The organism is Pseudomonas sp. TH15 (genome assembly GCF_016651105.1).
Taxonomy (GTDB): domain Bacteria; phylum Pseudomonadota; class Gammaproteobacteria; order Pseudomonadales; family Pseudomonadaceae; genus Aquipseudomonas.
In genome coordinates this window covers 3,880,561-3,903,774 of record NZ_JAEKEL010000001.1, presented here as the reverse complement: position 1 = coordinate 3,903,774, position 23,214 = coordinate 3,880,561, and the positions used below count along the sequence as shown (strand labels likewise).

At 60.8% G+C, this 23,214-nt stretch carries 20 protein-coding genes; 3 read left to right on the top strand and 17 right to left on the bottom strand.

All coding sequences use genetic code 11. The features are described 5' to 3' along the window. Nucleotides 1–39: 39 nt before the first annotated feature. From JFT87_RS17480 to JFT87_RS17460, 5 genes are all read right to left on the bottom strand, one after another. A complete protein-coding gene (locus tag JFT87_RS17480) occupies nucleotides 40–3,117 on the bottom strand; it encodes an error-prone DNA polymerase (RefSeq protein ID WP_201203185.1) in 3,078 nt (1,025 codons plus the stop codon). Then, nucleotides 3,114–4,529, bottom strand: coding sequence for a Y-family DNA polymerase (locus JFT87_RS17475; protein ID WP_201203183.1), 1,416 nt, complete (start codon nucleotides 4,527–4,529; stop codon nucleotides 3,114–3,116). Before JFT87_RS17475 ends, JFT87_RS17480 begins: the two co-directional genes overlap by 4 nt. A gap of 7 nt (nucleotides 4,530–4,536) precedes the next feature. Beyond that, nucleotides 4,537–5,154: a translesion DNA synthesis-associated protein ImuA gene (imuA, locus tag JFT87_RS17470; protein WP_201203181.1), complete on the bottom strand. Its 618-nt coding sequence runs from the start codon at nucleotides 5,152–5,154 to the stop codon at nucleotides 4,537–4,539. Further along, on the bottom strand, nucleotides 5,154–5,771 hold the full coding sequence (lexA, locus tag JFT87_RS17465; RefSeq protein ID WP_201203179.1) for a transcriptional repressor LexA: 618 nt from the start codon (nucleotides 5,769–5,771) through the stop codon (nucleotides 5,154–5,156). The genes imuA and lexA overlap by 1 nt, the downstream gene beginning before the upstream one ends. A 123-nt stretch (nucleotides 5,772–5,894) precedes the next feature. After that, the gene (locus JFT87_RS17460) at nucleotides 5,895–6,827 is read right to left on the bottom strand and encodes a LysR family transcriptional regulator (RefSeq protein WP_201203178.1); all 933 of its coding nucleotides are present in this window, start codon (nucleotides 6,825–6,827) and stop codon (nucleotides 5,895–5,897) included. Between the two features lie 103 nt (nucleotides 6,828–6,930). Between JFT87_RS17460 and JFT87_RS17455 the strand changes: the two genes are divergently transcribed. The 3 genes from JFT87_RS17455 to JFT87_RS17445 all read left to right on the top strand — a co-directional run bounded on the left by JFT87_RS17455 (nucleotide 6,931) and on the right by JFT87_RS17445 (nucleotide 11,297). After that, nucleotides 6,931–8,673 carry an amidohydrolase gene (locus JFT87_RS17455; protein WP_201203171.1) on the top strand — a complete coding sequence of 581 codons (1,743 nt, stop codon included), beginning with the start codon at nucleotides 6,931–6,933 and terminating at the stop codon, nucleotides 8,671–8,673. A gap of 97 nt (nucleotides 8,674–8,770) precedes the next feature. Next, entirely contained in the window at nucleotides 8,771–9,508 is a 738-nt protein-coding gene (locus JFT87_RS17450; protein WP_201203169.1) for a TorF family putative porin, read from the top strand. A 130-nt stretch (nucleotides 9,509–9,638) separates the two neighbouring features. Further along, nucleotides 9,639–11,297, top strand: coding sequence for a phosphoethanolamine transferase (locus JFT87_RS17445; RefSeq protein ID WP_201203167.1), 1,659 nt, complete (start codon nucleotides 9,639–9,641; stop codon nucleotides 11,295–11,297). A gap of 126 nt (nucleotides 11,298–11,423) precedes the next feature. Here the strand turns inward: JFT87_RS17445 and JFT87_RS17440 are convergent, their stop codons facing one another. The 12 genes from JFT87_RS17440 to JFT87_RS17385 form a co-directional block, all read right to left on the bottom strand. Next, nucleotides 11,424–11,702 (bottom strand): DUF971 domain-containing protein, encoded by a 279-nt coding sequence (locus JFT87_RS17440; protein WP_201203165.1) that lies wholly within the window; start codon nucleotides 11,700–11,702, stop codon nucleotides 11,424–11,426. Beyond that, nucleotides 11,699–12,661 carry a HEAT repeat domain-containing protein gene (locus JFT87_RS17435; protein WP_201203164.1) on the bottom strand — a complete coding sequence of 321 codons (963 nt, stop codon included), beginning with the start codon at nucleotides 12,659–12,661 and terminating at the stop codon, nucleotides 11,699–11,701. Before JFT87_RS17435 ends, JFT87_RS17440 begins: the two co-directional genes overlap by 4 nt. Further along, the gene (locus tag JFT87_RS17430; RefSeq protein ID WP_201203162.1) at nucleotides 12,658–13,506 is read right to left on the bottom strand and encodes an ABC transporter ATP-binding protein; all 849 of its coding nucleotides are present in this window, start codon (nucleotides 13,504–13,506) and stop codon (nucleotides 12,658–12,660) included. Before JFT87_RS17430 ends, JFT87_RS17435 begins: the two co-directional genes overlap by 4 nt. Then, nucleotides 13,506–14,288, bottom strand: coding sequence for an ABC transporter permease (locus JFT87_RS17425; protein WP_201203160.1), 783 nt, complete (start codon nucleotides 14,286–14,288; stop codon nucleotides 13,506–13,508). Before JFT87_RS17425 ends, JFT87_RS17430 begins: the two co-directional genes overlap by 1 nt. 49 nt (nucleotides 14,289–14,337) lie before the next feature. Beyond that, nucleotides 14,338–14,604: a hypothetical protein gene (locus tag JFT87_RS17420; protein ID WP_201203158.1), complete on the bottom strand. Its 267-nt coding sequence runs from the start codon at nucleotides 14,602–14,604 to the stop codon at nucleotides 14,338–14,340. 82 nt (nucleotides 14,605–14,686) lie between these two features. Continuing rightward, the gene (locus JFT87_RS17415; RefSeq protein ID WP_201203156.1) at nucleotides 14,687–16,105 is read right to left on the bottom strand and encodes an ABC transporter substrate-binding protein; all 1,419 of its coding nucleotides are present in this window, start codon (nucleotides 16,103–16,105) and stop codon (nucleotides 14,687–14,689) included. A 168-nt stretch (nucleotides 16,106–16,273) separates the two neighbouring features. Next, complete coding sequence (locus JFT87_RS17410) at nucleotides 16,274–16,519, bottom strand: 4Fe-4S dicluster domain-containing protein (protein ID WP_007946457.1); 246 nt, start codon at nucleotides 16,517–16,519, stop codon at nucleotides 16,274–16,276. 36 nt (nucleotides 16,520–16,555) lie between these two features. After that, complete coding sequence (locus JFT87_RS17405) at nucleotides 16,556–18,286, bottom strand: fumarate reductase/succinate dehydrogenase flavoprotein subunit (RefSeq protein WP_201203150.1); 1,731 nt, start codon at nucleotides 18,284–18,286, stop codon at nucleotides 16,556–16,558. 11 nt (nucleotides 18,287–18,297) lie between these two features. Continuing rightward, the gene (locus JFT87_RS17400; RefSeq protein WP_201203149.1) at nucleotides 18,298–19,050 is read right to left on the bottom strand and encodes a GntR family transcriptional regulator; all 753 of its coding nucleotides are present in this window, start codon (nucleotides 19,048–19,050) and stop codon (nucleotides 18,298–18,300) included. Nucleotides 19,051–19,246: 196 nt separating this feature from the next. Further along, complete coding sequence (locus JFT87_RS17395) at nucleotides 19,247–20,215, bottom strand: Gfo/Idh/MocA family protein (RefSeq protein WP_201203148.1); 969 nt, start codon at nucleotides 20,213–20,215, stop codon at nucleotides 19,247–19,249. An 18-nt stretch (nucleotides 20,216–20,233) separates the two neighbouring features. Beyond that, on the bottom strand, nucleotides 20,234–21,121 hold the full coding sequence (locus JFT87_RS17390) for a Dyp-type peroxidase (RefSeq protein ID WP_201203147.1): 888 nt from the start codon (nucleotides 21,119–21,121) through the stop codon (nucleotides 20,234–20,236). A gap of 882 nt (nucleotides 21,122–22,003) precedes the next feature. Beyond that, entirely contained in the window at nucleotides 22,004–23,101 is a 1,098-nt protein-coding gene (locus JFT87_RS17385; protein ID WP_201203146.1) for an AraC family transcriptional regulator, read from the bottom strand. Nucleotides 23,102–23,214: the final 113 nt, after the last annotated feature.

Genomic DNA, 23,214 nt, shown 5'->3' with positions numbered 1-23,214 from the left:
AGGTGTTACCACGCAGAGCGTGGAGACGATCGGAGTGCGCTAATGGAAATCCCGGCTGCGCACGCTGATGCCGTCGAGCAACGGGCTCAGGTCGCTCAGCCGTCCGGCAATCAGGTGCCGCACCTCACCTTCCCGCTCCCAACGGCCATCGACCTTGAGCAATTGCGAACCCACCAACACCTGGCGCTGCCGTTCGGCCAGGTCGCGCCAGACCACCACGTTGACATTGCCAAACTCGTCCTCAAGGGTGACGAAAGTCACGCCGCTGGCGGTGCCCGGTCGTTGGCGGCCGGTCACCAGTCCGGCGACGCTGACGGGCCGGCCATGCTCGACGTCGAGCAATTCCTTCGAGCTGCGGCAACGCCGGGCCTTCAACTCGGCGCGCAATAACGCCAGCGGATGCGGGCCGAGGGTGGTGCCAACCGCCGCGTAATCGGCCTGCAGGTCTTCGCCCACGGTGGGTTTGGGCAGCGACACCTCGGGCTCTTCCTGACGCGGCAACCCGGCGAACAACCCGAGTTGTTTCTGCACGCCCGCCACCTCCCAGCGCGCCCGATGGCGGTCACCGGCCAAACCGCGCAAGGCGCCGGCATCGGCCAATTGTTCCTGGGCGCGGGCATCGAGTTGCGCCCGTTCGCCCAGATCGGCGATGTCGGTAAATACACCCCTCGACCGTGCGCCCTCGATGCGTCGGGCATCGTCTTCGCGAAACCCCTTGATCATCCGCAAGCCCATGCGGATCGCCGGTTGCGCCCCGGTGATCGGTTCCAGGCTGCAATCCCAATCGCTGGCGCGCACGTCCACCGGGCGAATCTGCAAATGATGCCGGCGGGCGTCCTGCAGAATCTGGTCCGGGCTGTAGAAGCCCATCGGCCAACTGTTGATCAGCGCACAGGCGAAGGCTGCCGGTTCGTGGCATTTGAGCCAGCAACTGGCGTAAGTCAGCAAGGCGAAACTGGCGGCGTGGGATTCGGGGAAACCGTAGCTGCCGAAGCCTTTGATCTGCTCGAAGATCTGCGCGGCGAATTCTGCTGTGTAACCGTTTTTCTTCATCCCGGCGGCCAGACGCTCCTTGTGCGGTTCCAGCCCGCCGTGACGTTTCCAGGCCGCCATGGAACGGCGCAACTGATCGGCCTCGCCGGGGCTGTAGTCGGCGGCGACGATGGCGATCTGCATCACCTGCTCTTGGAACAGCGGCACGCCAAGGGTGCGCTTGAGCACGGTTTCCAGTTCCGGGGAGGGATAGACCTCGGGTTCTTCCTTGTTTCGACGGCGCAGGTACGGATGCACCATGCCGCCCTGAATCGGCCCCGGACGGACAATCGCCACCTCGATCACCAGGTCATAGAAATTCACCGGTTTGAGCCGGGGCAACATCGACATCTGCGCCCGGGACTCGATCTGGAACACACCGATGGTGTCCGCACGGCCAATCATTTCGTAGGTCGGCGCGTCTTCGGACGGAATCGTCGCCAGGCTCAGGTCAAGGTTGCGGTGACGGCGCAGCAGATCGAAACATCGGCGAATCGCGCTGAGCATGCCCAGCGCAAGGATATCGACCTTGAGCAAGCCGACCGCGTCTAGGTCGTCCTTGTCCCACTGGATGATCGTGCGCTCGGCCATGGCGGCGTTTTCCACCGGCACCAGGCTGTCCAGCGGCTGCTCGGAAATCACGAAACCGCCAGGGTGTTGGGACAGGTGCCGGGGGAAGCCGATCAACTGCCCGGTCAGGCTCAAGACCCGATGCAACACCGGGCTCTCGGGGTCAAAGCCGCCTTCAAGCAGGCGCTCGACCGGCGGGGTCTTGTCACTCCAGTGGCCACAGCAATCGGCCAGCGCATTGACCTGATCCGGCGGCAGGCCCAACGCCTTGGCCACATCGCGCACCGCGCCGGCCGCATGGTAAGTGCTGACCACCGCCGTCAGTGCGGCGCGGGTGCGACCATAGCGCTTAAACACGTACTGCAAGACTTCTTCGCGGCGTTCGTGCTCGAAATCCACGTCGATGTCTGGAGGCTCGTTGCGCTCCTTGGAGAGAAAGCGTTCGAACAGCAGCGTGGTGCGATCCGGATCGATTTCCGTGATCCCCAAGGCATAACACACCGCCGAGTTGGCCGCCGAACCCCGCCCCTGGCAGAGAATTTTTTGCTCGCGGGCGAAGCGCACGATGTCATGCACCGTCAGAAAATAGCTTTCGTAGCCCAACTCGGCGATCAGCTCCAGTTCCTTATCGATCTGAATCAGCACTTCGGCTTTCGGCGCTTTTTCCCAGCGCCACTGGATACCTTCTTCGGTCAAATGACGCAGCCAGGAAGTCGCTGTTTGACCTTCCGGCACCAGCTCCCGAGGGTATTGATAACGCAACTGGCCGAGGTCGAAAGTGCAGCGCCGGGCCAGATTCACCGACTCTTCCAGCAAGGCCGCCGGATACAGTTCACGCAACACTTCGAGGCTGCGCAGATGCCGCTCGCCATTGGGGTGCAGGCGCAACCCGGCGGCGGCCACCGGCAGGTGATGGCGGATCGCGGTCATGGTGTCCTGCAATGCCCGCCGGCCACGGGCGTGCATGTGCACATCGCCGCTCGCTACCGCTGTCATTCCCAGCTCAGCAGCCAGACTCAACAACGCCGCCAACCGTCGCTGATCGTCCTGCCCGCAATGCAATTGCACCGCCAGCCACAGTTGCTCGCCGAAGGTCTGCTTCAGCCAGCGGCCCTCTTGCACCTGATCCACCGAATCAGGCACCCACAGCACCAACAAGCCCGACAGCGGTTCGTCGAAGTCCTCGCGCAGCACTTGGTACTGGCCTTTTTGCGTGCGACGCCGGGCGCGGGTGATCAGCCGGCACAACGTTTGATAGCCCTCGAGGTTTTCCACCAGCAGCACCAGTTTCGGCCCGTCTTCGATGCGTATTTCGCTGCCGATGATCAGCGGCAGTTCCACAGACTTGGCCGCTTGCCAGGCGCGGACGATGCCGGCCAAGGTGCATTCATCAGTGATCGCCAGCGCCTGATAACCCTGTTGCTTCGCCCGTTGAAACAACTCCAGAGCACTGGACGCCCCACGCTGGAAACTGAAGTTCGACAGGCAATGCAGTTCGGCATACTCGACGCTCATGCAAACCAGCCTTGCAGCCACAACGGGCCGCCCTCGCCCACCACTCGGTAGGCCCAGCCCTGTTGGCCGGCACGGGTCTGGATCAGGTAATAATCGCGGCGCACATCGGCGCCATCCCACCAGCCGGACTCGATGCGTTCCGGGCCCATGAGGATGCGCGCCGAACCTTCGTGCACCGCCAATGGTTCGGTCAGCAGCCAGCCCGGCCGTTGCACCCCCGGCAGCCCGCCGCAGAATTGATTGTCGACTGTGGTCTGCCATGCACATTCGGGGCGGTGATCGGCCTGAAAGCGCAAACCCTGCACCGCTTCATCGCCGAGCCGTGCCCGCAGGCGTTCGCGCAGTTGCTCCCAGGGCAAGGACTGCTGCGGACGGTCGTCGAACAGTTCCTGGCGTTGGGGCACGAAACTCGGCAGGTCTTCGGCGCGCAGGCGAAAACCGCGTACCGGGGCCTCGACCTGCACCTGTTCCAGTCGGCCACGGGCCAGTTCAAAGAGCATCGCCGGATCGCGCTCGGCGCTGAGCAGCCCGACCTTGATCAGCGTGTCCGGCAACCCGGCGTGTTCCAGGTGCAAGTCGAAACGCTGCACGCCGCTGTCTCGGCCACAGAGGAACGCCGACAGATCACCCGTCAGCCGGCGCAATGGAAACAGCAGCGCCTGATGAGACTGCACATCGAAGTTGAGCTCAATGCGCACATCGAAGCGGTCCGGCGGCAGGTAGAACGCCAGGGCCAGGTGCCGCAAACCGAGCAACGCGTCCAGATGCTTGAGCACCTGAGCCTCGAAACGCCGGGCCAGGGTATGCCTAGGCAGCGCTTGCACTTGGCTCAAGGTGCGCAGGCCCATACGTGATAACGCTGTGGACACCGTCGGCTCCAGGGCGATGCGGTCCACGGGTAATTGCCCCAGGTGATAGCGCAAGGCTTGATCGTCCGGCACCACCAAGCCGTCATAAACGTTGGCCAGCACCCGCGCCGCCACCGGGTTGGGTGCGGCGACAATCCGGTGGCGAAAGCCCAGTTCGGTGAGTTCGGTGCGCAAGCGTGCTTCGAACTGCGGCCAGGCACCGAACAGACCCAGGCTCGATTCGATTTCAAACACCACGGCGCGGGGGTAATGCACGCTGACCTGGGAACTGAAGCGATAGGCCCAAGCGGCGAGAAACTGCTGCCAGTGTTCTATCTCGGCGGCATCGTATTCAGCCGTGACAAAGCCTTTGCTCAAGGCTTGGGCGGCGGCCATGGATTGGCCGGGGCGCAAGCCGAGCGCCCGGGCCGGGCCATTGACCGCTTGCAACACGCGGCGCTGGGCCGGGCCGGTCAGCAGCGCCAACGGCTCATCGGGATCGGGGCGTTGACGCAGGACCGCGTCCAGCGCCAGTTGCGGAAAAAGAATGCAGACCCAGCGCATGGCAACCTCAATGTCCCATGGCAAAGGCAATCGGCGCCGTACGGGCCAGTCCGCCCCGACACTTCAATACCCGCAACTGCGCAGGCTTGGCGTCGATGGCAATGCGCAGGGCCGCCGGCGAAGGATTGACTGCTTCGGCCATCGAGCGATAGGCAAACGCCAGGGTCGAGCCGGTTTCCGCCGCCACCTGCAAACGCCGCAGCGCCCGGTCATCGGCCTTGCGTGGCCAACAGAGCACCGCGCCGCAACTGCCGGAACGCAGGCATTGCTCCGCCGCCCACAGCGCATCGCGCTCGCGGGCCTGGATGATCGATAACTGGCGCAGATCGACCCCGGCGTTCTGCCAGGCCTGAGGGTACGGCACATACGGCGGCGCGATCAGCACGATGCGCTCGCCCGCCGCCGACAACCGCGCCAGCGCTGGCCACACCAGTTGCAACTCGCCGACGCCCTGCCCGGCCAACAGGATTTCGGTCAACGCCGCTTCCGGCCAGCCCCCGGTCGGCAGCGCCGCATCCAGCGCGGCATGCCCGGTGGGTTGCGGGCTGACGGCCGGGGGCGCAGGCCGGCCCTTCCAGACCTGGCCGCCATTGAACAGCGTATCCAGCGCAACGACGGCGCCCATCACCCTTGCCTCACCAGACCGCAGAACACCCCTTCGATAGCCAGGTCCTGATCGGCTTCGACAATGATCGGTTTATAGGCTGGGTTGCGCGGCAGCAACCGCACCGTGTCGCCGATCCGTTCGAAGCGTTTGATGGTGACTTCGCCGTCGAGCCGCGCCACCACGATCTGGCCGTTGAGCGCCTCCGGGTTGCGATGCACGCCCACCAGATCGCCGTCGAGAATGCCGTCCTCGATCATCGAGTCGCCCTGGACCCGCAGCATGTAGTCCGGTACCCGGGAGAAGATCGACGGGTCGAACAGCAAACGGCTGTGTACCTCGGCATCCGCGCCAATCGGCGCCCCCGCCGCCACCCGACCGAGCACCGGGATGTCCAGCAACTCGGGCCGCGCCGGTTGCCCGAGCAAACGAATGCCCCGGGCCTGATGCGGGTTGACCTCGATAAAACCGGCTTCGGTCAGCGCCAGCACATGCTTGCGCGCCACGCTGCGAGAGGCAAAACCAAAGGCCTCGCTGATTTCAGCGAGGCTCGGGGACTGACCGTGCTCCGCGATTCGATCACGGATAAAAGTCAGGATGGCGGTACGGCGGGGAGTGAGAGTCGTCATGGAGTACATTTGTACTCTTTCCGGGTTTTCCTGACAACAACCGTCAATCCGGTAGGAGCTGTCGAGAGAAACGAGGCTGCGATCTTTTGACCTTGCTCTTTAAAAACAACATCAAAAGATCGCAGCCTCGTTTCACTCGGCAGCTCCTACAGGGGGCGCCAGCTCAGCCAGAAATTGCGCGATGTAATCGATAAACGCCACCACTTTGGCCGTCGCCCGCCGATGGCTCGGGTACACCGCCAGGATGTGCGAGCCAAAGCTGTCAGGGTCGATGTTGTAGTCGGCCATCAGCCGCACCAACCGCCCGTCAGCGATGTACGGCGCGGCGCTCCACAACGGCGTGTGCAGCAAGCCGCGCCCGGCCAGGGCATTGGCCAGCAGCAAGTCGTAATTGTCACTGCGCAACCGTGGCGACTGCGGTTGCGGCAGGCTCAAGCGCTGGCCGTCACGCTCGGCCCACCAGAATTCGCGGCTGAGCAACGGGTGGCGATACAACAGCCATTCGTGCTGATCAAGGGTTTGCGGCGTGACCGACAAGCCCTTGCGCGCCAGATAGGCCGGGCTGCCGCAGAGCGCCAGGCGATTACTGCCGACGACCCGGGCGATCAACCCCGGCAAGTTGTCGTGACCTTCGCGCAGGGCCAGGTCATAGCCGCTTTCCAGCAGATTGACGAACTCATCGCACAGGTCAACTTGCAGGTTGATCTGCGGGTATTGCTCGAGAAAACCGCCACACACTTGATCAAGAAACGCCTGTCCGTACGCCAGCGGCGCGGTGATTTTCAGGCTGCCGCGCAAGCCATGCTGCATTTGCTCGACTTCCTCGCCGGCCTCCTCCAACCGCTGCAACACCTGACGCGCAGTTTCCAGGTAAAGCCGCCCCACTTCCGTCAGCAGAATCCGCCGGGTGCTGCGCTCGAACAGCCGGGCGCCGAGTTCGGCTTCGAGGTGATTGACCGCTTTGGTCAGGGCCGACGGAGTCTTGCCCAATTGCTCGGCGGCGCGGCTGAAACTACCGAGCTGCGCGGTGACCACGAACATTTTTAATGCACCCAACTTGTCCATGCTTTTTCTATTCCGGCAAAAACGTTTTTCGTGAGGGAGGCGTTCTGCTGTGGCTGAGCAGCCACTAATCTGGCCATCAGACGCAATAACAAGGAAATGTTCAATGAAAAGATTCCTCCCGAATCTATTGGTGGCCGCGGTTAGTTTTGCCTCGATGGAAGCCATGGCAGCCACCGACCTGGTGCTGCTCAACGGCAAGATTTTCACCGCTGACCGCGCCCAACCGCAGGTGCAGGCCTTGGCGGTGGAAAACGGCAAGGTGCTGAAAGTCGGCACGGATGCGCAGATCAAAGCCTTGATTGAATCCGGCACAAAAGTCGTCGACCTCGGCGGTAAGACCCTGATGCCCGGCCTGATCGACAGCCATTCCCACGCGATTTTCGGTGGCCTGGAAATGGTCTCGGCCAACATGGAAGACGAGATGGTCGACCTCGATGAACTGGAAAAACGCCTGCGCGGCTGGCGTGACGACGGCAAGGCCAAGCATGGCGATGTACTAAGCGTGGCCGGCATGAGCTCGGCTTACTGGGCGCAGGCAGAAGCCTTCGACAAGAAATTCAACAGCGGCGAATGGGCCACGGTGCCGGTGGTGTTCACCGGCAGCGACCACCACACCGCGTGGGCCAACAATGTGATGCTGGCGCGCGCGGGCATTGATGCCGCGCTGCTGAAAACCCTGCCGGATGCCGAGAAAGACACGATCGGCAAAACCGCCGATGGCCGCCCCAATGGCTTCCTGGTGGACGCCGGTTGGGACCGTGTGGCCTCGAAAATGCCGGTGCCGAGCGCCGCCGACATGCTCAAAGCCGCGCAATCTGCCATGCGTTACAACAACAGCCTCGGCATCACCGCGTGGATGGACCCTGCCGCCAACGCTGCGCCGGGCGAGCCAGTGTTCGCGCTCAAACCCACGGAAAAAACCGTCGGCGTGCTGCCAGCCTATAAAGCGCTGTCCGAGACCGGCAACATGAGCGTTCACGTCGCCGCCCTGCTGGTGGCCAATCCAAAAAGCGTACCGGCCGATCTCGACACCCTGGACAAGGTCCGCCAGCAATTCCAGGGCATCCCCAACCTGACGTTGCCGGGGATCAAGATCTTCGCCGACGGCGTGATCGAATACCCGGCGCAGAGCGCGGCAATGATCGACCCTTACACCAACTCGCATAAACAGGGTGAGTTGCTGATTGATCCGAAGCATTTCGGCGAACTGGTCAGCGCCATCGACAAGCGTGGCTGGCTGGTGCACATCCACGCGATTGGCGACCGCGCGGTGCGCGAATCCCTGAACGGCATCGAGCAGGCGCGCAAGGATCGTCAGAGCGGCATCACTCACTCGATCACGCACCTGCAAATGGTCAACCCGAAGGAGTTCGCGCGCTTCAAACCGCTGAACGTGATCGCCTCGATGCAACTGCTGTGGGCCACCGCCGACGACTACACGCTGGACATGATCAAGCCCTACGTCAGCGCCCTGGCCTTCCGTTATCAATACCCGGCGCACTCGCTGCTGAAACAGGGCGCAACCATTGCCGGGGCCAGCGACTGGCCGGTGTCCTCGCCGAATCCCTTTAATGCCATGGCTCAAGCCATCACCCGAGTCGGCCCGCTGGGCGTGCTAAACGCCGATGAACGTCTCGACCGGGAAACGATGTTCTACGCCTACACCCTCAACGCCGCTCGCACCATTGGGTTGGAGAAGCAGATCGGCTCGTTGAGTGCCGGCAAGCAGGCTGATTTCATCGTATTGGACCGCGATGTGTTCAGCGTCGACAACAAAGCCCTGCACGACACCCAAGTGCTGCAAACCTGGTTCGCCGGTCGCGAAGTCTACGCACCAACCTTATAAGAAAAATCTTTGCTGCCCGCCCCCGCGACAGTCGCCGGGGTGTGGCGCAGCTTTGCCCGCCCTCTGCCCAAAACAATCAAAACAAAGGCACTGACCCATGAAAGCTTTCACCTTGTTCGCCCTCGGATCCTTGAGCTTATTGCCCTTGAGCAGCCAGGCCATCCCCTTGAATGATGATTTTTCCGTGCAAGTGGACCTGACCCTGGCCAGCGACTATCGAACTCGCGGCATCTCGCAAACCCTGAACGACCCTGCCGTGCAGGCCGGCACCACCCTGGCCCACAGCAGCGGTTTGTATGTGGGCGTGTGGAGTTCGAACGTGGATTTCGGCGGCGGCCTGAAAACTCGCCAGGAACTGGATTACTACGCCGGTTGGCTGTGGCAGGCGACCGATGCGGTGAGTCTGGATGTTGGCTATCTCAAATATGCTTATCCGAAAGAGAGCCAGTTCAACCAGAGCGAGGTGTACGGAATTCTCAGTGCCTACGGGGTGAAACTCGGGGCTTATTACTCGGCGGATGCGCCGGGCATCGACAGCAAGCAGAGCACGTTGTACAGCTACGTAGGCTACGAAACCGAATTGCCTTATGGGCTGGGCCTGAAACTGCGCTACGGCGAAATGGACTTCAAGGACCCGCGCTTGTACTCGTCTGACGGCCATGCCGAGGACGCGTACCACGAATGGGAAGTGAAGCTGAGCCATGAACTGGCCGGGATGATGTTGGGCTTGAGCTACATCGATACTGACCTGTCGCAAAGCCAGTGCATCAGCAATTGGGGTTATGGCGATGTGTGCACCGCGACGGTGGTGGCGAGCATCAGCAAATCCCTCTGACCCAGACCTAATCTGATCCTACAGGGGGTGGGTATTTGTTACGGGATGTTTACGGAATTTTTACCAATGTTCTTCTACAGTTACACGCGTAACCGTGTGTGTTTTCTATTTGCGTAGAGGAAGAACAAGAATGGCTTTGGGCAACGGACTGCGTTTACCGTCCATCACATCTACCCGACTGGTGCTGCTGTTTTCCCTGGCACTGGTGGCGTTATACAACTTGGCGACCTGGAAGGCGCTAGGGACGCTGATCACCCTGCAAGGCCCGCACAAAGTGGCGTTTTTCGCTTCTTTCGGGCTGTTTCTATGGGCCGCCATCACGCTGCTGCTGACCCTGGTGTCGTTTCGCTGGACGCTGAAACCGGCGCTCAGCGTGGTCGCCCTGCTCTCGGCCTGCGCCGCCTATTTCATGAACGAATACGGGATCACCATCGACACGGTGATGATTCAGAACGTTTTCGAAACCAACCCATCTGAAACCACCGCGCTGTTCAACGGCAAACTGCTGGCCTACGTGCTGCTGCTCGGTGTACTGCCAGCCGCGCTGATCTGGCGTTGGCCGGTGCGCTATCGGCCGTTCTTTCGCGGGCTGCTCAACAAGATTCTGGTGATCGTCGCCTGCGTGCTGGTGATCGGCGCTTCGGTAGGCGCGTTCTATTCGACGTACGCGCCGATTTTCCGCGAAGAAGACAAGCTCACCCACTTCATCAACCCGACCAACTACATCTACGCGATCAGCAAATACACCAAGCAACGCCTGGGCATCAAAAAGCACTTCGTGGTGCAAGCCATCGGCGAAGACGCGGTGATGAGCGCCAAGGCTGCGAACCGCGAGAAAAAATCGCTGATGGTCTTCGTGGTCGGTGAAACCGCGCGTGCCGATCATTTTTCGCTGAACGGTTATGCGCGCGAGACCAATCCTGAACTGAGCAAACTGGACATCCTCAATTTCACCCAAGTGCACTCCTGCGGCACGTCGACGGCGGTGTCGGTACCGTGCATGTTCTCGATGTTCCCGCGCGAGGATTACAGCGACAAGAAAGGCAAGACCTACGAAGGCCTGCTCGACATTCTCCAGCGTGCCGGCGTGCAGGTGCTTTGGCTGGACAACAACAGCGACTGCAAAGGCACCTGCCTGCGCGTGCCGCACCGTGACATCGCGAAGAATCAGCCGGGGCCGTTCTGCGATGGCAACAACTGCCTCGACGAAGCTTTGCTGGCCGACCTGCAAAGCTACATCGACAGCCTCAAGGGCCACGCGATCATCGTCCTGCACGCCGACGGCAGCCACGGCCCCGAGTACTACGAGCGCTATCCGCAAGACATGGAACGTTTCAAACCGATCTGCCACACCAACCAGTTGGGCAGTTGCAGCCGTGATGAACTGGTCAACGTGTACGACAACACCATTCTGTATACCGACCATTTCCTCGCCAAGGTGGTTGAACTGCTCAAGCGCAATCAGGATTCGCTGGATACCTCGATGGTGTATGTCTCCGACCACGGCGAATCATTGGGCGAGAACGGCCTGTATCTGCATGCGGCGCCGTATGCGCTGGCGCCTGAAGCGCAAACCCATGTGCCGATGGTGATGTGGTTTGGCAATGGCACGTTGGCGAGTGAAGGGATTGATCGCGGTTGTCTGCAAGGCAAGACCGGGCAGGCGGATCTGAGCCATGACAATCTGTTTCATTCGGTGCTGGGGTTGTTTGAGGTGAAGACCTCGCTGTATCAGCCGGGGCTGGATATCTTCCACAGCTGCCGACCTGCAATGACTGCCGCGCAATAACCCGCAATACAATCTCTTGTAGGAGCAGAGCTTGCTCGCGAAGGCGCCAGGTCAGTCACCCTGGATGTTGGCAGACACACCGCCTTCGCGAGCAAGCTCTGCTCCTACAAGGGAGTGGTGGTGAATCTAAGAATTGAGGTTTTCCAGGTAGGGCCACGGGTAGATGCCGCGTTCGTGGCCGTCGCTGAAGATCAGTTGCAGGCCGTAACCCTGGGGATTCAACTCGACCACGCGGATGCGTGAATCGACTTTTACCGTCAGGCCTTGCAACCGAAACGCCCGACATTGGGAGCACGGACATTGACGGCGTAACTCGGCGTGATCCAGCAACTGTTCGCGCCCATCCGGCCAGTTCAACCGCAGTTGCTGTTTGTTCTGGGAGTTACCGACGGCCAGCGGGTTCATTGCAACTGACTCAAGGCAATCCGCACCGCTTTGCGCACTTCCGGGTCGCCATCATCCTGGGCGGCCAGCAATGCGGCGATGGCTTGGCGATCATTCAACTCGCCCAACGCCAGCGCCGCTTCCTTGCGCAGGTTGCTGATGCGGTGACCGAGGGTGTCGATCAGCGCGTCCAGGGCCGGGGCATAGCGCAAGCGGCCGAGGCTGCGGGTGGCGCGCAAGCGGACTTGCCAATAATCGTCGCTCAAGGCTTCCACCAGCGCCGGACCGGCGTCAGTGTGGCCGACCTTGCCCAGCGTGGTGGCGGCTTCTTCGCGTACTTGCCAGGCGTGGTCCTGCAACGCCTGGCGCAGCGCCGGCAGTACTTGAATGTCGGACGCCAGGCCGAGGGCGCCGGTGGCGGCGCGGCGGACTTCAGTGTCCGGGTCGGCGCTGGCCAGTCTGGCCAAGGCTGGCAAGGCATCGAGTTGCTTGAGCCAGCCGAGCACGCCGACGGCTTCACGGCGCACGCTTGCATCTTTATCGTTTAAAGCGACCAACGCAGCGCCGGCGGCATCGGGGAACCGCAACTCGCGCAAGGCCCTGAATGCGGCGATGCGCACGTTAACCTCGGCATGCCCGGTCCACGGCAGAATCACCCGGCCCGCGGCTTCACTCTTGAGCAGGCTGAGGCTCTGCGCGGCGGCAGCTTGCACGGCCAACGAGGGATCGGTCAGCGCCTGGCACAACGCTTCAACCACCGGTTCATCCTCCCAGGCTTCCAGCAGCCGTGCGGCTTCGGCGCGGACTTCTTCGGTCGGGTCTTCAGCCAGGCGATCGACCAGCCAGAGCAAACCGTCCGGTTCTTCAAGATCAGCCAGTTCGATCAGCGCGATGCGGCGCACGCCGGGGTCGTCGTCGGTCAGACGCGGTTGCAGGGCAAGGATGTCGTCGTTATCGGTTACATCGAAGAGAGAGGTCATAGGGCAAACCGCGGCAGTTTGTTTTCAGGGGGAAGTCCGAGGGGATTCAGGCGAGGTAACTGCCGACCGTCCTCGTGACGCAGCAACTCGAGGCAATGACGCTTCAAGCGGGAAAATTCGTGGCTTGTCACCAGTTCGGTGGTGCGTGGACGGGGGAAGTCCAGGCGCAGATCCTCGATGATTCGCCCCGGCCGCGAACTCATCACCAGCAGGCGATCAGCGAGGAACAACGCCTCGTCGATGTCATGGGTGACGAACACCACGGTGGTGCGAATTCGCGTCCAGATGTCCAGTAACAGTTCCTGCATGTTCAGCCGGGTCAGGGCGTCGAGGGCGCCGAAGGGTTCGTCCATCAGCAACAGCCGTGGGCGGTTGATCAGCACCCGGGCGATTTCGACCCGTTGCTGCATGCCACCGGAGAGCTGATCCGGCCAGCGTTCGGCAAAGCCTTCCAACCCCACTAACGCAAGGATTTCATCGGCGGCTTTATGGCGCTCGGCTTTGCCGATGCCGCGCATTTTCAGGCCGAAAGCGACGTTGTCGCGCACCGTGCGCCAAGGGAACAGCGTGTGGTGCTGGAACACCATGCCGCGTTGCGGGGACGGGCCATCGATAGGCGCCCCATCGACATTCAGCGTGCCAGCGCGGGGTTGCAGGTGTCCGGCCAAGGCGCCGAGCAAGGTGGATTTTCCACAACCCGACGGCCCGAGAATGCAGACGAATTGCCCCGCTTCAATTTGGCAATCCAGGCCTTGAACGGCTTCAAACGCCGCGCGGCCCTCCCCCAGGCTGATCGACAAACCGCGAATCTCGATTCGCCCTTCCGGGTGTTGAAAGATGCTCATCAGGCTTTTCCTCGTGGTCGATGCCAAGGTGTGAACAGCCCGCCCAGACGCTTGATCAGCAGGCTGCTGCCCATCCCGAGCAGGCCGATCAGCAACATGCCGACGACGATGTCGGCGTAGTTCTGGATGGTGTAGGACTCCCAGGTGTAATAGCCGATGCCGTACTGGCCGGAGATCATTTCGGCGGTCACCAGGCAGAACCACGAAGTGCCCATGCCGATGGCCAGGCCGGTGATGATGCTGGGCGCGGCGCCAGGCAGGATCACTTCCAGCAAGATCGCCCGACGCCCGGCCCCGAGGCTTTTCGCTGACGCGATCAGTCGAGGGTCAACCCCTTCGACGCCGTGCACGGTGTTGAGCAGGATCGGGAACAGCGCGCCGGTGAAGGTGATGAAGACCATCGACAGTTCTGACGAGGGAAACATCAGGATCGCCAGGGGAATCCAGGCGACAGCCGGGATAGGTCTTAATACTTCCAGAGGCGGCAGCAGCAAGTCCTCGGCCCACTTCGAGCGGCCGATAGCCAGGCCCAGGGCGATGCCGATGATCAGCGCCGCGAGGTAACCGGCGAAGACCCGGCTGAGGCTGCTGCTCAGGTGCTGGGCAAGTTTGCCGGAGTCACCGAGGCCGAGGGCGGCGTGGATCACGGCCAATGGGGTCGGAACGTTGGCGAAGGTGACCAGGCCAAGGTTCCAATGACCGCTCGCTGCAAGTTGCCAGAATAAAAGGCAGAGCAGCAGTGAGGCGGCTCTTGATGTCCAGCGTAAGGAGGATGATTTCATGGATCGGGTTTCCAGTTCTGGATCTGTGTGATGGCTGAGATTTACCCCCTCACCCCAGCCCTCTCCCCCAAGGGGGCGAGGGGGAAAGGGAGCCGATATTCGTGCTTTTCAAAACCTGCGTTCGGCTCAAGAAGGAGCCAATCTTCATGCCTTTCAAACCTGAGTTCGGCTCAAGAAGGAGCCGATCTTCATGCTTTTCAAAACCTGGGGTCGGCTCAATAACGACCCCATCCTCATGCTTTTCAAAACCTGAGTTCGACTCAATAACGACCCCATCCTCATGCTTTTCAAACCTGAGTTCGACTCGGTATTTCAAGTCGGCGTACCTCGCCCAAACACCTCGTTCAGTCCCCTCTCCCTCTGGGAGAGGGCTAGGGTGAGGGGCTTTTGATCTGTGTTTAGCGCACAGCGAATGTCTGGGTGGTGGCGTCGGTGAAGTCGAAGACTTTGCCGCCCTGGGCCGTGGCGAATTGTTGGGCCTGGCCCTTGAGCAGGAACGCACTGAGCCGGCCTTTCGCGTCACTGGCAAACCACGCCTGATCTGCCAGCAACTTGATCCCGCTGTCACTCGCCTGGGCATACACGGCGCGGATGTTTTTGCCGTCCTGCTTCAGGGCAGCCAACGCGGTGAACGCCGACTCCGCCGAGGCGTACTGCCGGACTTTCGGCTCACCGCGCACCCAAATCTCCGCCACATGGCTGAAATCGCTGATGGCTTTGCCGCTCGACGCATCCACTGCTTTGAGCGGCGCCTGCGCGTAGTTGGCCAATTGCGCGGTGTAATCGAGGTTCGAAGCCTTGAACGCGGCGCGAATGTATTGATCGTCAATAAACGTATTGAGATCGAGCCCGCGATCAGCCTTTTTCAGCAGCTTGAGGGTATCGATAGCCGTACCCACCGCCTGACGGTATTCCGGCTTCCAGCTCAGGTCGCGGGTCTGCACGCCCAGTGGACCGTGGAACAGGTAATTCACCTCGGCATCGACTCCGGTGACTTTGGCGATCAGCTCGCTGTACTTCTCCGGTTCTGCGGCCAGCAGTTGATTCGCCTCAATGCTCGCCCGCAGGTAAGCGACGACGATTTCCGGATACTTTTTGGCGTAGGCCTGATCAACCAAAGCGCCATGGAACGTCGGCGCGTTGGCCTGGGCGCCGTCATAAATCTTGCGAGCAAAACCACGACTCGGGAACAGTTCAGCGAACGGCACGAAGTCGGCGTGGGCGTCGATTTTCCCGGCCTGCAACGCCGAACCGGCAACTTCCGGCGGCTGGGCGATGATGTTCACGTCCTTGAGCGGGTCCCAACCCTGGGCTGCCACGGCACGCAGCAACATGCCGTGGGCGGTGGAAGCGAACGGCACGGAAATGGTCTTGCCCTTCAACTCCGCCAGCGACTGCACGCCCGACGCGCTCGGCACCACGATGCCGTTGCCGCTGCCCTTGATGCTGCCCGAGAGCACGCTGATAAACAGGCTGTGCTTGCCGGCGGTTTCGAACGCCACGCCATTGAACGCGCCGGGGAAATCGGCCATGGCGCCGAAGTCGAGCTTGCCGGCGACCATCTCGTTAGTCAGAGGCGCGCCGCTGGTGAAGTTCTTCCACTCCACTTCATAGTTGGCGTCTTTGTATTGGCCATCGTGGGGCAGGTATTTATCCAGCAGGCCAAGCTCGCGGATCAACAGACCGCCTGCGGCGCAATTGATGGTGGTGTCCTGGGTGCCGATGGCAATGCGGATGGTTTCCGCTTGCGCGGAGAAGGTGAATGAGGCCAGTACCAGACCGGCTAATGCTGCACGCAGCAATGTTTGCAAAGACATGGGTGAATCCCCTCGAATCATTATTGGATATTCGTCTCCGCCACGATCAGGGCGTGGTGGGAAACGAGGGGTGTTTGGAATCTGGCGTCCGGTGGTTGCCGGATGGCTTCTTGGGCGTTTGGGCTGGCCTCTTCGCGAGCACGCTCGCTCCCACATTGGAACTGTGTTTCAGCGCAACAGGTACGGGATCTCTACTTTCACCGCCCCGGTCGGGCAGTCCTTTTCACAGGGCATGCAGTACCAGCATTCGTCGAACGCCATGTAGGCCTTTTGCGTGGCCGGGTTGATCGCCAGCAGGTCCATCGGGCAGACGTCGACGCACACGGTGCAGCCTTTGTGGGCGATGCACAGGTCTTCATCGACCGTGACTGGCGCGTTGGAGCGGAAGAAGATTTCCTGGGGTTGATAGGCCATGGTTCGGACTCTCTTGGTGCTCTCTTGGTTTAGGCGTCAGGCCGCAAACGCGCCGACCCGCAGCCGGTCGTAGGCCTGCATTTCTTCGGCATCGAGCGGGATGATGTAAGGCTCGACGGCTTTCTTGAAACTGGTCATCTGGCCGTCGTCGCCCTTCTTCAGGTGGCAATGGCAAAACCAGTCGCTGTCGTTACGTTGCGGGTGGTCAACCCGGTAGTGGTAAAGCCCCCAGCGACTTTCGGCGCGAAACAACGAGGCCCGGGCGGCCATCTCGGCGCAGTCGCGGATCATGCTGACTTCCATCGCGCGCATCAGTTCGTGGGCGTTGTGGGCCTTGATCTGATCGAGGTCGCGCTGGATATCGCTGAAGCGTTGCAGGCCGATTTGCATCTTCTTCGTCACTTTCGGCGGTTGCAGGTAGTCATTCACAAAACGCCGCAGCTTGTATTCGACTTGCGCTCGCGGCAGACCATGTTCGCGATCCAGTGGTGCGTAGACCCGTTGTTTTTCCGTCTCTATCTGCTGGGCATCGACGGCTGAAAATTCGCGCCCGGCCACGAAATCCGCCGCGTTGGTGCCGGCAAACCAGCCATACGTGAACGCGCCGAGCATGTAGTTGTGCGGCACCGCCGCCATATCACCCGCCGAATACAAACCCTTCACCGACGTCTCCGCCCGCTCGTTGACCCACACGCCAGACGCCGAATGCCCGCTGCAAAAGCCGATCTCCGAGATGTGCATCTCGACCATTTGCGTTCGGTAGTCAGTGCCACGATTGGCGTGGAACTGGCCGCGACTCGGGCGCTCGTTGCTGTGCAAGATCTCTTCGATGTTCTGGATGGTTTCCTCGGCCAGGTGATCGAGCTTGAGGAACACCGGGCCGTTGCCGCTTTCGAGTTCCTGGTGGAACTCCCACATCATCTGGCCGCTCCAGTAGTCGCACTCGATAAAGCGCTCGCCCTTGTTGTTGGCGGTGTAGCCACCCAATGGGCCGGTGACGTAGGCGCAGGCCGGGCCGTTGTAATCCTTGATCAACGGGTTGATCTGGAAGCATTCGAGGTTCGCCAGCTCCGCGCCGGCGTGATACGCCATCGCGTAACCGTCACCGGCGTTGGTCGGGTTTTCGTAGGTGCCCATCAGGTAACCCGAGGACGGCAAACCCAGACGCCCGGCCGCGCCGCAGCACAGGATCACGGCTTTGGCCTTGATCACATGGAAGTCGGCGGTGCGGCAATCGAAGCCCATCACGCCGTTGACTGCGCCCTCTTCATCCGTCAGCAACCGGGTGCAGACCAGCCGATTGGTGATACTGACCCGCGCCCGTTTCAACTGGCGATACAGGACTTTTTTGATGTCGTGCCCTTCCGGCATCGGCAGCACGTAGGCGCCCATGTGGTGGACCTTTTTCACCGCGTAGTCGCCGGTTTCGTCCTTCTCGAACTTCACGCCCCAGCGGTCCAGTTGCTCGATGGTTTCAAAGCTGTGGGTCGCGTAGGCGTACACCGCTGCCTGATTGACGATGCCGTCATTGGCGATGGTGATTTCCTTGGTGTACTGCTCCGGCGTCGAGTGGCCGGGAATGATCGCGTTGTTCAACCCGTCCATGCCCATGCTGATCGCGCCACTGCGTTTGACGTTGGCCTTGTCGATCAGCAACACCCGCAGATCGCGATTGCGTTCCTTGGCCTTGATCGCCGCCATGGGACCTGCGGTACCGCCGCCGATCACGACGATGTCGTATTCCTGTTCCAAAGTGGCTCTAGTCATGGAGTTGCGAGTCATGCCTGATCCCCTTTTTGCCGGTCGATCCGCAAGCGGTACTGGAAGGCATCGCCGCGGTAGTAAAGGTGTTCGAAGTCCACGGGCTGGCCGCTGGCGTCGTGGGTCAGGCGCTCGATGCGCATGATCGGCGAGCCGGGTTCGACGTTCAGAGCCTGGGTCAGGTCGCTATCGGCCAGCACAGCGTCGATGGCCAAATCGGCATGTCCGAGGGCCAGTCCGCAGTCGTTTTCGAGGATCAGGAAGATGTCGCGGGTGACCAGGTCAGCCTTCTCCAACCGCTCGCCGATGGCTTTTGGCAGGTAGGTGATTTCCAGCGAGATCGGTTCACGGTTGATCAGCCGTACGCGTTTGATCTGCGCCACGGTTTCACCTTCGGCGACCTGCAAGCGTTCGGCGACCAGTTTGTCGGCGGCGATGAATTTGAAGCTGCGCAGGCGGTTGATCACCTCGTAGCCGCGACCGGTCATGGACTCGGCCAGGCCTTGCAGGGTGCTGACGTTCTGGAACGTCTTGGGCTTGGCAACGAAGGTGCCTTTGCCGTGAATCTTGAAGATCAGCCCTTCTTTTTGCAGATCGCCGAGGGCCTGGCGCACGGTGATGCGGCTGACTTTGAACAACGCACCGAGCTCGCTTTCGGACGGCATCTGGCTGTCTTGCGGATATTCGCCGTCGAGGATGCGGGCGCGGAGTACGTCGCGCAGTTGAGTGTGCAGTGGAACGCTGCTTAGGGAGAGAACGTTATCGGTCATCTGAGATCACTTGTTATAACGAGTTATGACGTGATCTTAGAGACGTTATGACAAGTTTGAGAAATACCGAATGGGCATAACCTTAGATACACCCGCCCTTCGTAGGAGCAAAGCTTGCTCGCGAAGGCGGCCTGTCAGTTACTCAGGATGCAATCTGATACACCGCTTTCGCGAGCAAGCTTTGCTCCTACGAAGGTCATTGGCGCTTGAGGATCTGGTCCATCACCCAATCCGTCTTCAACGCTTCGCCGGCCACCGCCGGATGCTGCGCTTCACCACGGATATGCGCATTCATCCCCAGCACGTGATGCCACTGGATGTGTTCAGGATGATCGATGTTCAGGCTGAGGGTTTCGTCGGCTTCGAGCACCACAGGATGCTCATCAAACACCGAAAAGCTGATCCGGCCCTTACTGCCAATCACCTCGACCCGATCCTCACGCCGATCCGCCACAAAGTTCCAGCAACCCATGCCCGTGGCACCCGAAACAAAGCGCCAACTGGCGGTAACGGCATCTTCAGCCGCATACAACCCGGCTTGCCGCGCAGTAAAACCGGCGACTTCATTGATATCGCCGAGCAAGTACTGAAACAGGTCGAAACCATGGCTGGCCAGGTCGGCAAAATAACCACCACCGGCAATCACAGGATCAGTGCGCCAGTTATCCGAGCCACCCAAATCCGCCGGTGAAGCAGCCTTGGTCAGCGTCCAGGTCAGGTGCCGAACCTCGCCGACCCGCCCTTCTTCCAGCCATTGCCGCACTTGCTGAAAGCGCGGCAACGAACGTCGGTAGTAGGAAACGAACAAGTGCAAACTGGCAGCGCTGAACACCTGCTGCATTTCTCGACTTTGCCTGGCATTCAGCGACATCGGTTTTTCGACGCAGCAATGTTTGCCGGCGGCAGCAACCATCAGGGCATAAACGTGGTGACTGTCGGGGGGAGTGGCGATGTACACCGCGTCCACCTCGGGATCGTTGATCAGCGACTCGGCATCGGTGTAGACCCGGGCGATACCGTGGCGTGTGGCGTAATCGCTCACGACCTCCAGCCGTCGCCCCATCACCGCCACCAGCGCCGAACCGGGCGCTTTGTAGAACGCCGGCCCGCTCTTGCGTTCGGTGACATCCCCACAACCAATCATGCCCCAGCGCACCACGTTCATACTCACTCCTTGATGTGTTTAGCCAATGCGCAAAGCGCGCAGGTCCAGATGACCGTCCTTGAGCGGCGGGCACCAGTAGTAGCCGCCGGTGATCGGACGACTCATGCGATACAAACCATCCGTGATGCCGTCTTCCAGACCGCTCATGCGCCGCAGTTGCGCTTCGAAGGCGTCGAGGGAGAAGCCGAACGCAAGGAACATCAAACCGGCGCGATGGCCTTCGATCCACGGCATCGAGCGGCGCACCACGAAGGCTTCGGGGGCGAAGCTTTCCTGGGCGGTGCGTTTGACGTGAGCAGAGATTGGCGCGTCATCGAGTTCTTCGTTGTCGCTCAGGCGCCGGCCCATGATGTTGTCCTTTTCATGGGACGGCATGGCGTTGAAGCCCTTCAAGTCATGCTGCCACTGCTGAATCGCGGCGAAGCTGCCACCCACCATGCCGTCAGCGCCGTCGCCGACCAGTGCGGCGGCTACGGCGGCTTCATCGTGAGGGTTTTCAGTGCCGTCTTCGTAACCGGTCAGGTCATGGCCGGTGAGGTGGCGGAAGGTTTCGTTCATCTGCACCAGGCGAAACGCCGGGGCCAGCGCGGCTTCGATGGCGGTGCTGCGATTGAGCAACTCGCCACGGTCAACACCGTGCAACCAGCACCAGAGGGCGTGTTGGGTCGACGGGTTGTCGACGCCGACGCCGGTCATGGCCGGGAACGCTCGCAGGCCTTCGACCTGACCGTGCAGGGCCTTGACCAGGGATTCACCGAAACCGACCACCGCCGACTTGCCGTCCACCAGTTGCATCAAGTTGTCGAGCGCGGCCGGCAGTGCGGCGACGGATTCGAGGGCGAAGAACATATGACGGGCTTGAGGCGGAACAGGGGTGGCGAGAATGCCCGGCTGGTAGTAACTCATATGAACTCCTTTAGAAAGAAGCGCGAAGTTTACCTGTGGCCGGAGGATTTGTGGGGGTTTGGATGGAAGTCAAAAGCCCCTCACCCTAGCCCTCTCCCGGAGGGAGAGGGAACTGGATGGGGGATATTAGAGATCTACACCGTCTTGGACGCGCATCCGTGAATCCATAATTTCAGGTCAGTGCATGACTCAAGACACCTCGGTCGGCCTTCACTCTCTCAAGTCCATAATCGACGTAATCTTTCAGGTCGATGTAACTCGCAAGACACCTCGGTCGGCCTTCACTCTCTCAAGTCCATAATCGACGCAATCTTTCAGGTCGATGTAACTCGCAAGACACCTCGGTCGGCCTTCACTCTCTCAAGTCCATAATCGACGCAATCTTTCAGGTCGATGTAACTCGCAAAACACCTCGGTCGGCCTTCATTCTCTCAAGTCCACAATCGACGCAATCTTTCAGGTCGATGTAACTCGCAAGACACCTCGGTCGGCCTTCATTCTCTCAAGTCCATAATCGACGTAATCTTTCAGGTCGATGTAACTCGCAAGACGCCTCGGTCGGCCTTCATTCTCTCAAGTCCACAATCGACGCAATCTTTCAGGTCGATGTAACTCGCAAGACACCTCGGTCGGCCTTCATTCTCTCAAGTCTATAATCGACGCAATCTTTCAGGTCGATGCAACTCGCAAGACACCTCGGTCGGCCTTCATTCTCTCAAGTCCATAATCGACGTAATCTTTCAGGTCGATGTGACTCGCAAGACACCTCGGTCGGCCTTCACTCTCTCAAGTCCATAATCGACGCAATCTTTCAGGTCGATGTAACTCGCAAGACACCTCGGTCGGCCTTCACTCTCTCAAGTCCATAATCGACGTAATCTTTCAGGTCGATGTAACTCGCAAGACACCTCGGTCGGCCCCCTCTCCCTCTGGGAGAGGGCTGGGGTGAGGGTTTGCGTCATGGCGCCACGCACTCGGGCTCATCCCGGTCCAGCGCTTGAACGCCCGGCGAAAGCTGCGCACATCGCTGTAGCCGACCTCCTCGGTGATCCGCTCGATCGACATTTCGGGATTGGCCAACAGGCTCAGGGTCCGCGCCTGGCGCACTTGTTCCAGCAAGGTTTCGAAGGTCAGGGCATGTTCGGTCAGGCGTCGGCGCAAGGTGCGGCTGCTCATGTTCAGGTCGCCGGCAATCTTTTCGATGTGGCTGCCTTGGGTCAGGTCCCGGGCAATCGCCCGCTCCACGGCTTGAATCAGATCAATTTTCTGGTGAACCTGCGCCGCTTCCAGCTCCAGCAACTTGACGGCCTGACGCAACGCCAGCGAGTGATGGTTGGGCAGTCGCACGTCCAGCCAGTGAGCGGCGATCACCATGCGGTTTTGCAGGCAACCAAAACGCACGTCCGGCCCGAGTAAACGCTCATATTCGGCGACGTAATCCGGCGCGGCATGGACGAACTCCACCGCCATCGGCTTGAAATCGGCCCCGACCAACGCCCGTCCGTACACCAGCAGGCTGGCGAAAAACTCCTCCACCGCAAACAACTGCACCTCGGTAAACGGCAAGCGGCATTCGATATCGACAAACACCCGATCGCCCGCCTCCTCCACGCTCGACACCACGATGCCGCCGGAGGTGTGTTGATGGCGGATGCCCAGCTCAAACGCATCGCGCAGGGTCTTGCACAGCGACAACACATGCCCGAGCAGCCCCAGGGTGCCAAGCACGTTCTGCGCGCCAACCCACAAGCCCAGCCCGCGATTGGGCAAGACCTTGAGCGCGCGCTGGATCATCGCCACGGCCTGGCGGTAGGAAATACGCTGCGCCGGGTCCTGGAGATCTTCAAGGGTGAAGCCCAGCCCCCGGCAAAGGCTCTCGGGATTGACCCCTTTGAGCTCGGCGACTTCGGCCAGGGTTTGCAACAGGAATGGCGAAACCAGCGCCAGTTCGTAGGTAGGGTCGACGACTTTCATTGGCATGGGGCAAGACATCCCGGATCAAGCTGAATTCTTATTTTTGTTACCGGTTATGTCGAGGAAAGTTAGCACAGGGTTTGACGACTGTCCGCAGAAGTCCCCCTATGTGGCCGCCA

What these genes read in the sequence shown, in the direction of transcription:
- JFT87_RS17480 (WP_201203185.1), bottom strand. Translation starts at nt 3,117, where the DNA reads ATGAGCGTCGAGTATGCCGAACTGCATTGCCTGTCGAACTTCAGTTTC.
- JFT87_RS17475 (WP_201203183.1), bottom strand. Translation starts at nt 4,529, where the DNA reads ATGCGCTGGGTCTGCATTCTTTTTCCGCAACTGGCGCTGGACGCGGTC.
- imuA (WP_201203181.1), bottom strand. Translation starts at nt 5,154, where the DNA reads ATGGGCGCCGTCGTTGCGCTGGATACGCTGTTCAATGGCGGCCAGGTC.
- lexA (WP_201203179.1), bottom strand. Translation starts at nt 5,771, where the DNA reads ATGTACTCCATGACGACTCTCACTCCCCGCCGTACCGCCATCCTGACT.
- JFT87_RS17460 (WP_201203178.1), bottom strand. Translation starts at nt 6,827, where the DNA reads ATGGACAAGTTGGGTGCATTAAAAATGTTCGTGGTCACCGCGCAGCTC.
- JFT87_RS17455 (WP_201203171.1), top strand. Translation starts at nt 6,931, where the DNA reads ATGAAAAGATTCCTCCCGAATCTATTGGTGGCCGCGGTTAGTTTTGCC.
- JFT87_RS17450 (WP_201203169.1), top strand. Translation starts at nt 8,771, where the DNA reads ATGAAAGCTTTCACCTTGTTCGCCCTCGGATCCTTGAGCTTATTGCCC.
- JFT87_RS17445 (WP_201203167.1), top strand. Translation starts at nt 9,639, where the DNA reads ATGGCTTTGGGCAACGGACTGCGTTTACCGTCCATCACATCTACCCGA.
- JFT87_RS17440 (WP_201203165.1), bottom strand. Translation starts at nt 11,702, where the DNA reads ATGAACCCGCTGGCCGTCGGTAACTCCCAGAACAAACAGCAACTGCGG.
- JFT87_RS17435 (WP_201203164.1), bottom strand. Translation starts at nt 12,661, where the DNA reads ATGACCTCTCTCTTCGATGTAACCGATAACGACGACATCCTTGCCCTG.
- JFT87_RS17430 (WP_201203162.1), bottom strand. Translation starts at nt 13,506, where the DNA reads ATGAGCATCTTTCAACACCCGGAAGGGCGAATCGAGATTCGCGGTTTG.
- JFT87_RS17425 (WP_201203160.1), bottom strand. Translation starts at nt 14,288, where the DNA reads ATGAAATCATCCTCCTTACGCTGGACATCAAGAGCCGCCTCACTGCTG.
- JFT87_RS17415 (WP_201203156.1), bottom strand. Translation starts at nt 16,105, where the DNA reads ATGTCTTTGCAAACATTGCTGCGTGCAGCATTAGCCGGTCTGGTACTG.
- JFT87_RS17410 (WP_007946457.1), bottom strand. Translation starts at nt 16,519, where the DNA reads ATGGCCTATCAACCCCAGGAAATCTTCTTCCGCTCCAACGCGCCAGTC.
- JFT87_RS17405 (WP_201203150.1), bottom strand. Translation starts at nt 18,286, where the DNA reads ATGACTAGAGCCACTTTGGAACAGGAATACGACATCGTCGTGATCGGC.
- JFT87_RS17400 (WP_201203149.1), bottom strand. Translation starts at nt 19,050, where the DNA reads ATGACCGATAACGTTCTCTCCCTAAGCAGCGTTCCACTGCACACTCAA.
- JFT87_RS17395 (WP_201203148.1), bottom strand. Translation starts at nt 20,215, where the DNA reads ATGAACGTGGTGCGCTGGGGCATGATTGGTTGTGGGGATGTCACCGAA.
- JFT87_RS17390 (WP_201203147.1), bottom strand. Translation starts at nt 21,121, where the DNA reads ATGAGTTACTACCAGCCGGGCATTCTCGCCACCCCTGTTCCGCCTCAA.
- JFT87_RS17385 (WP_201203146.1), bottom strand. Translation starts at nt 23,101, where the DNA reads ATGCCAATGAAAGTCGTCGACCCTACCTACGAACTGGCGCTGGTTTCG.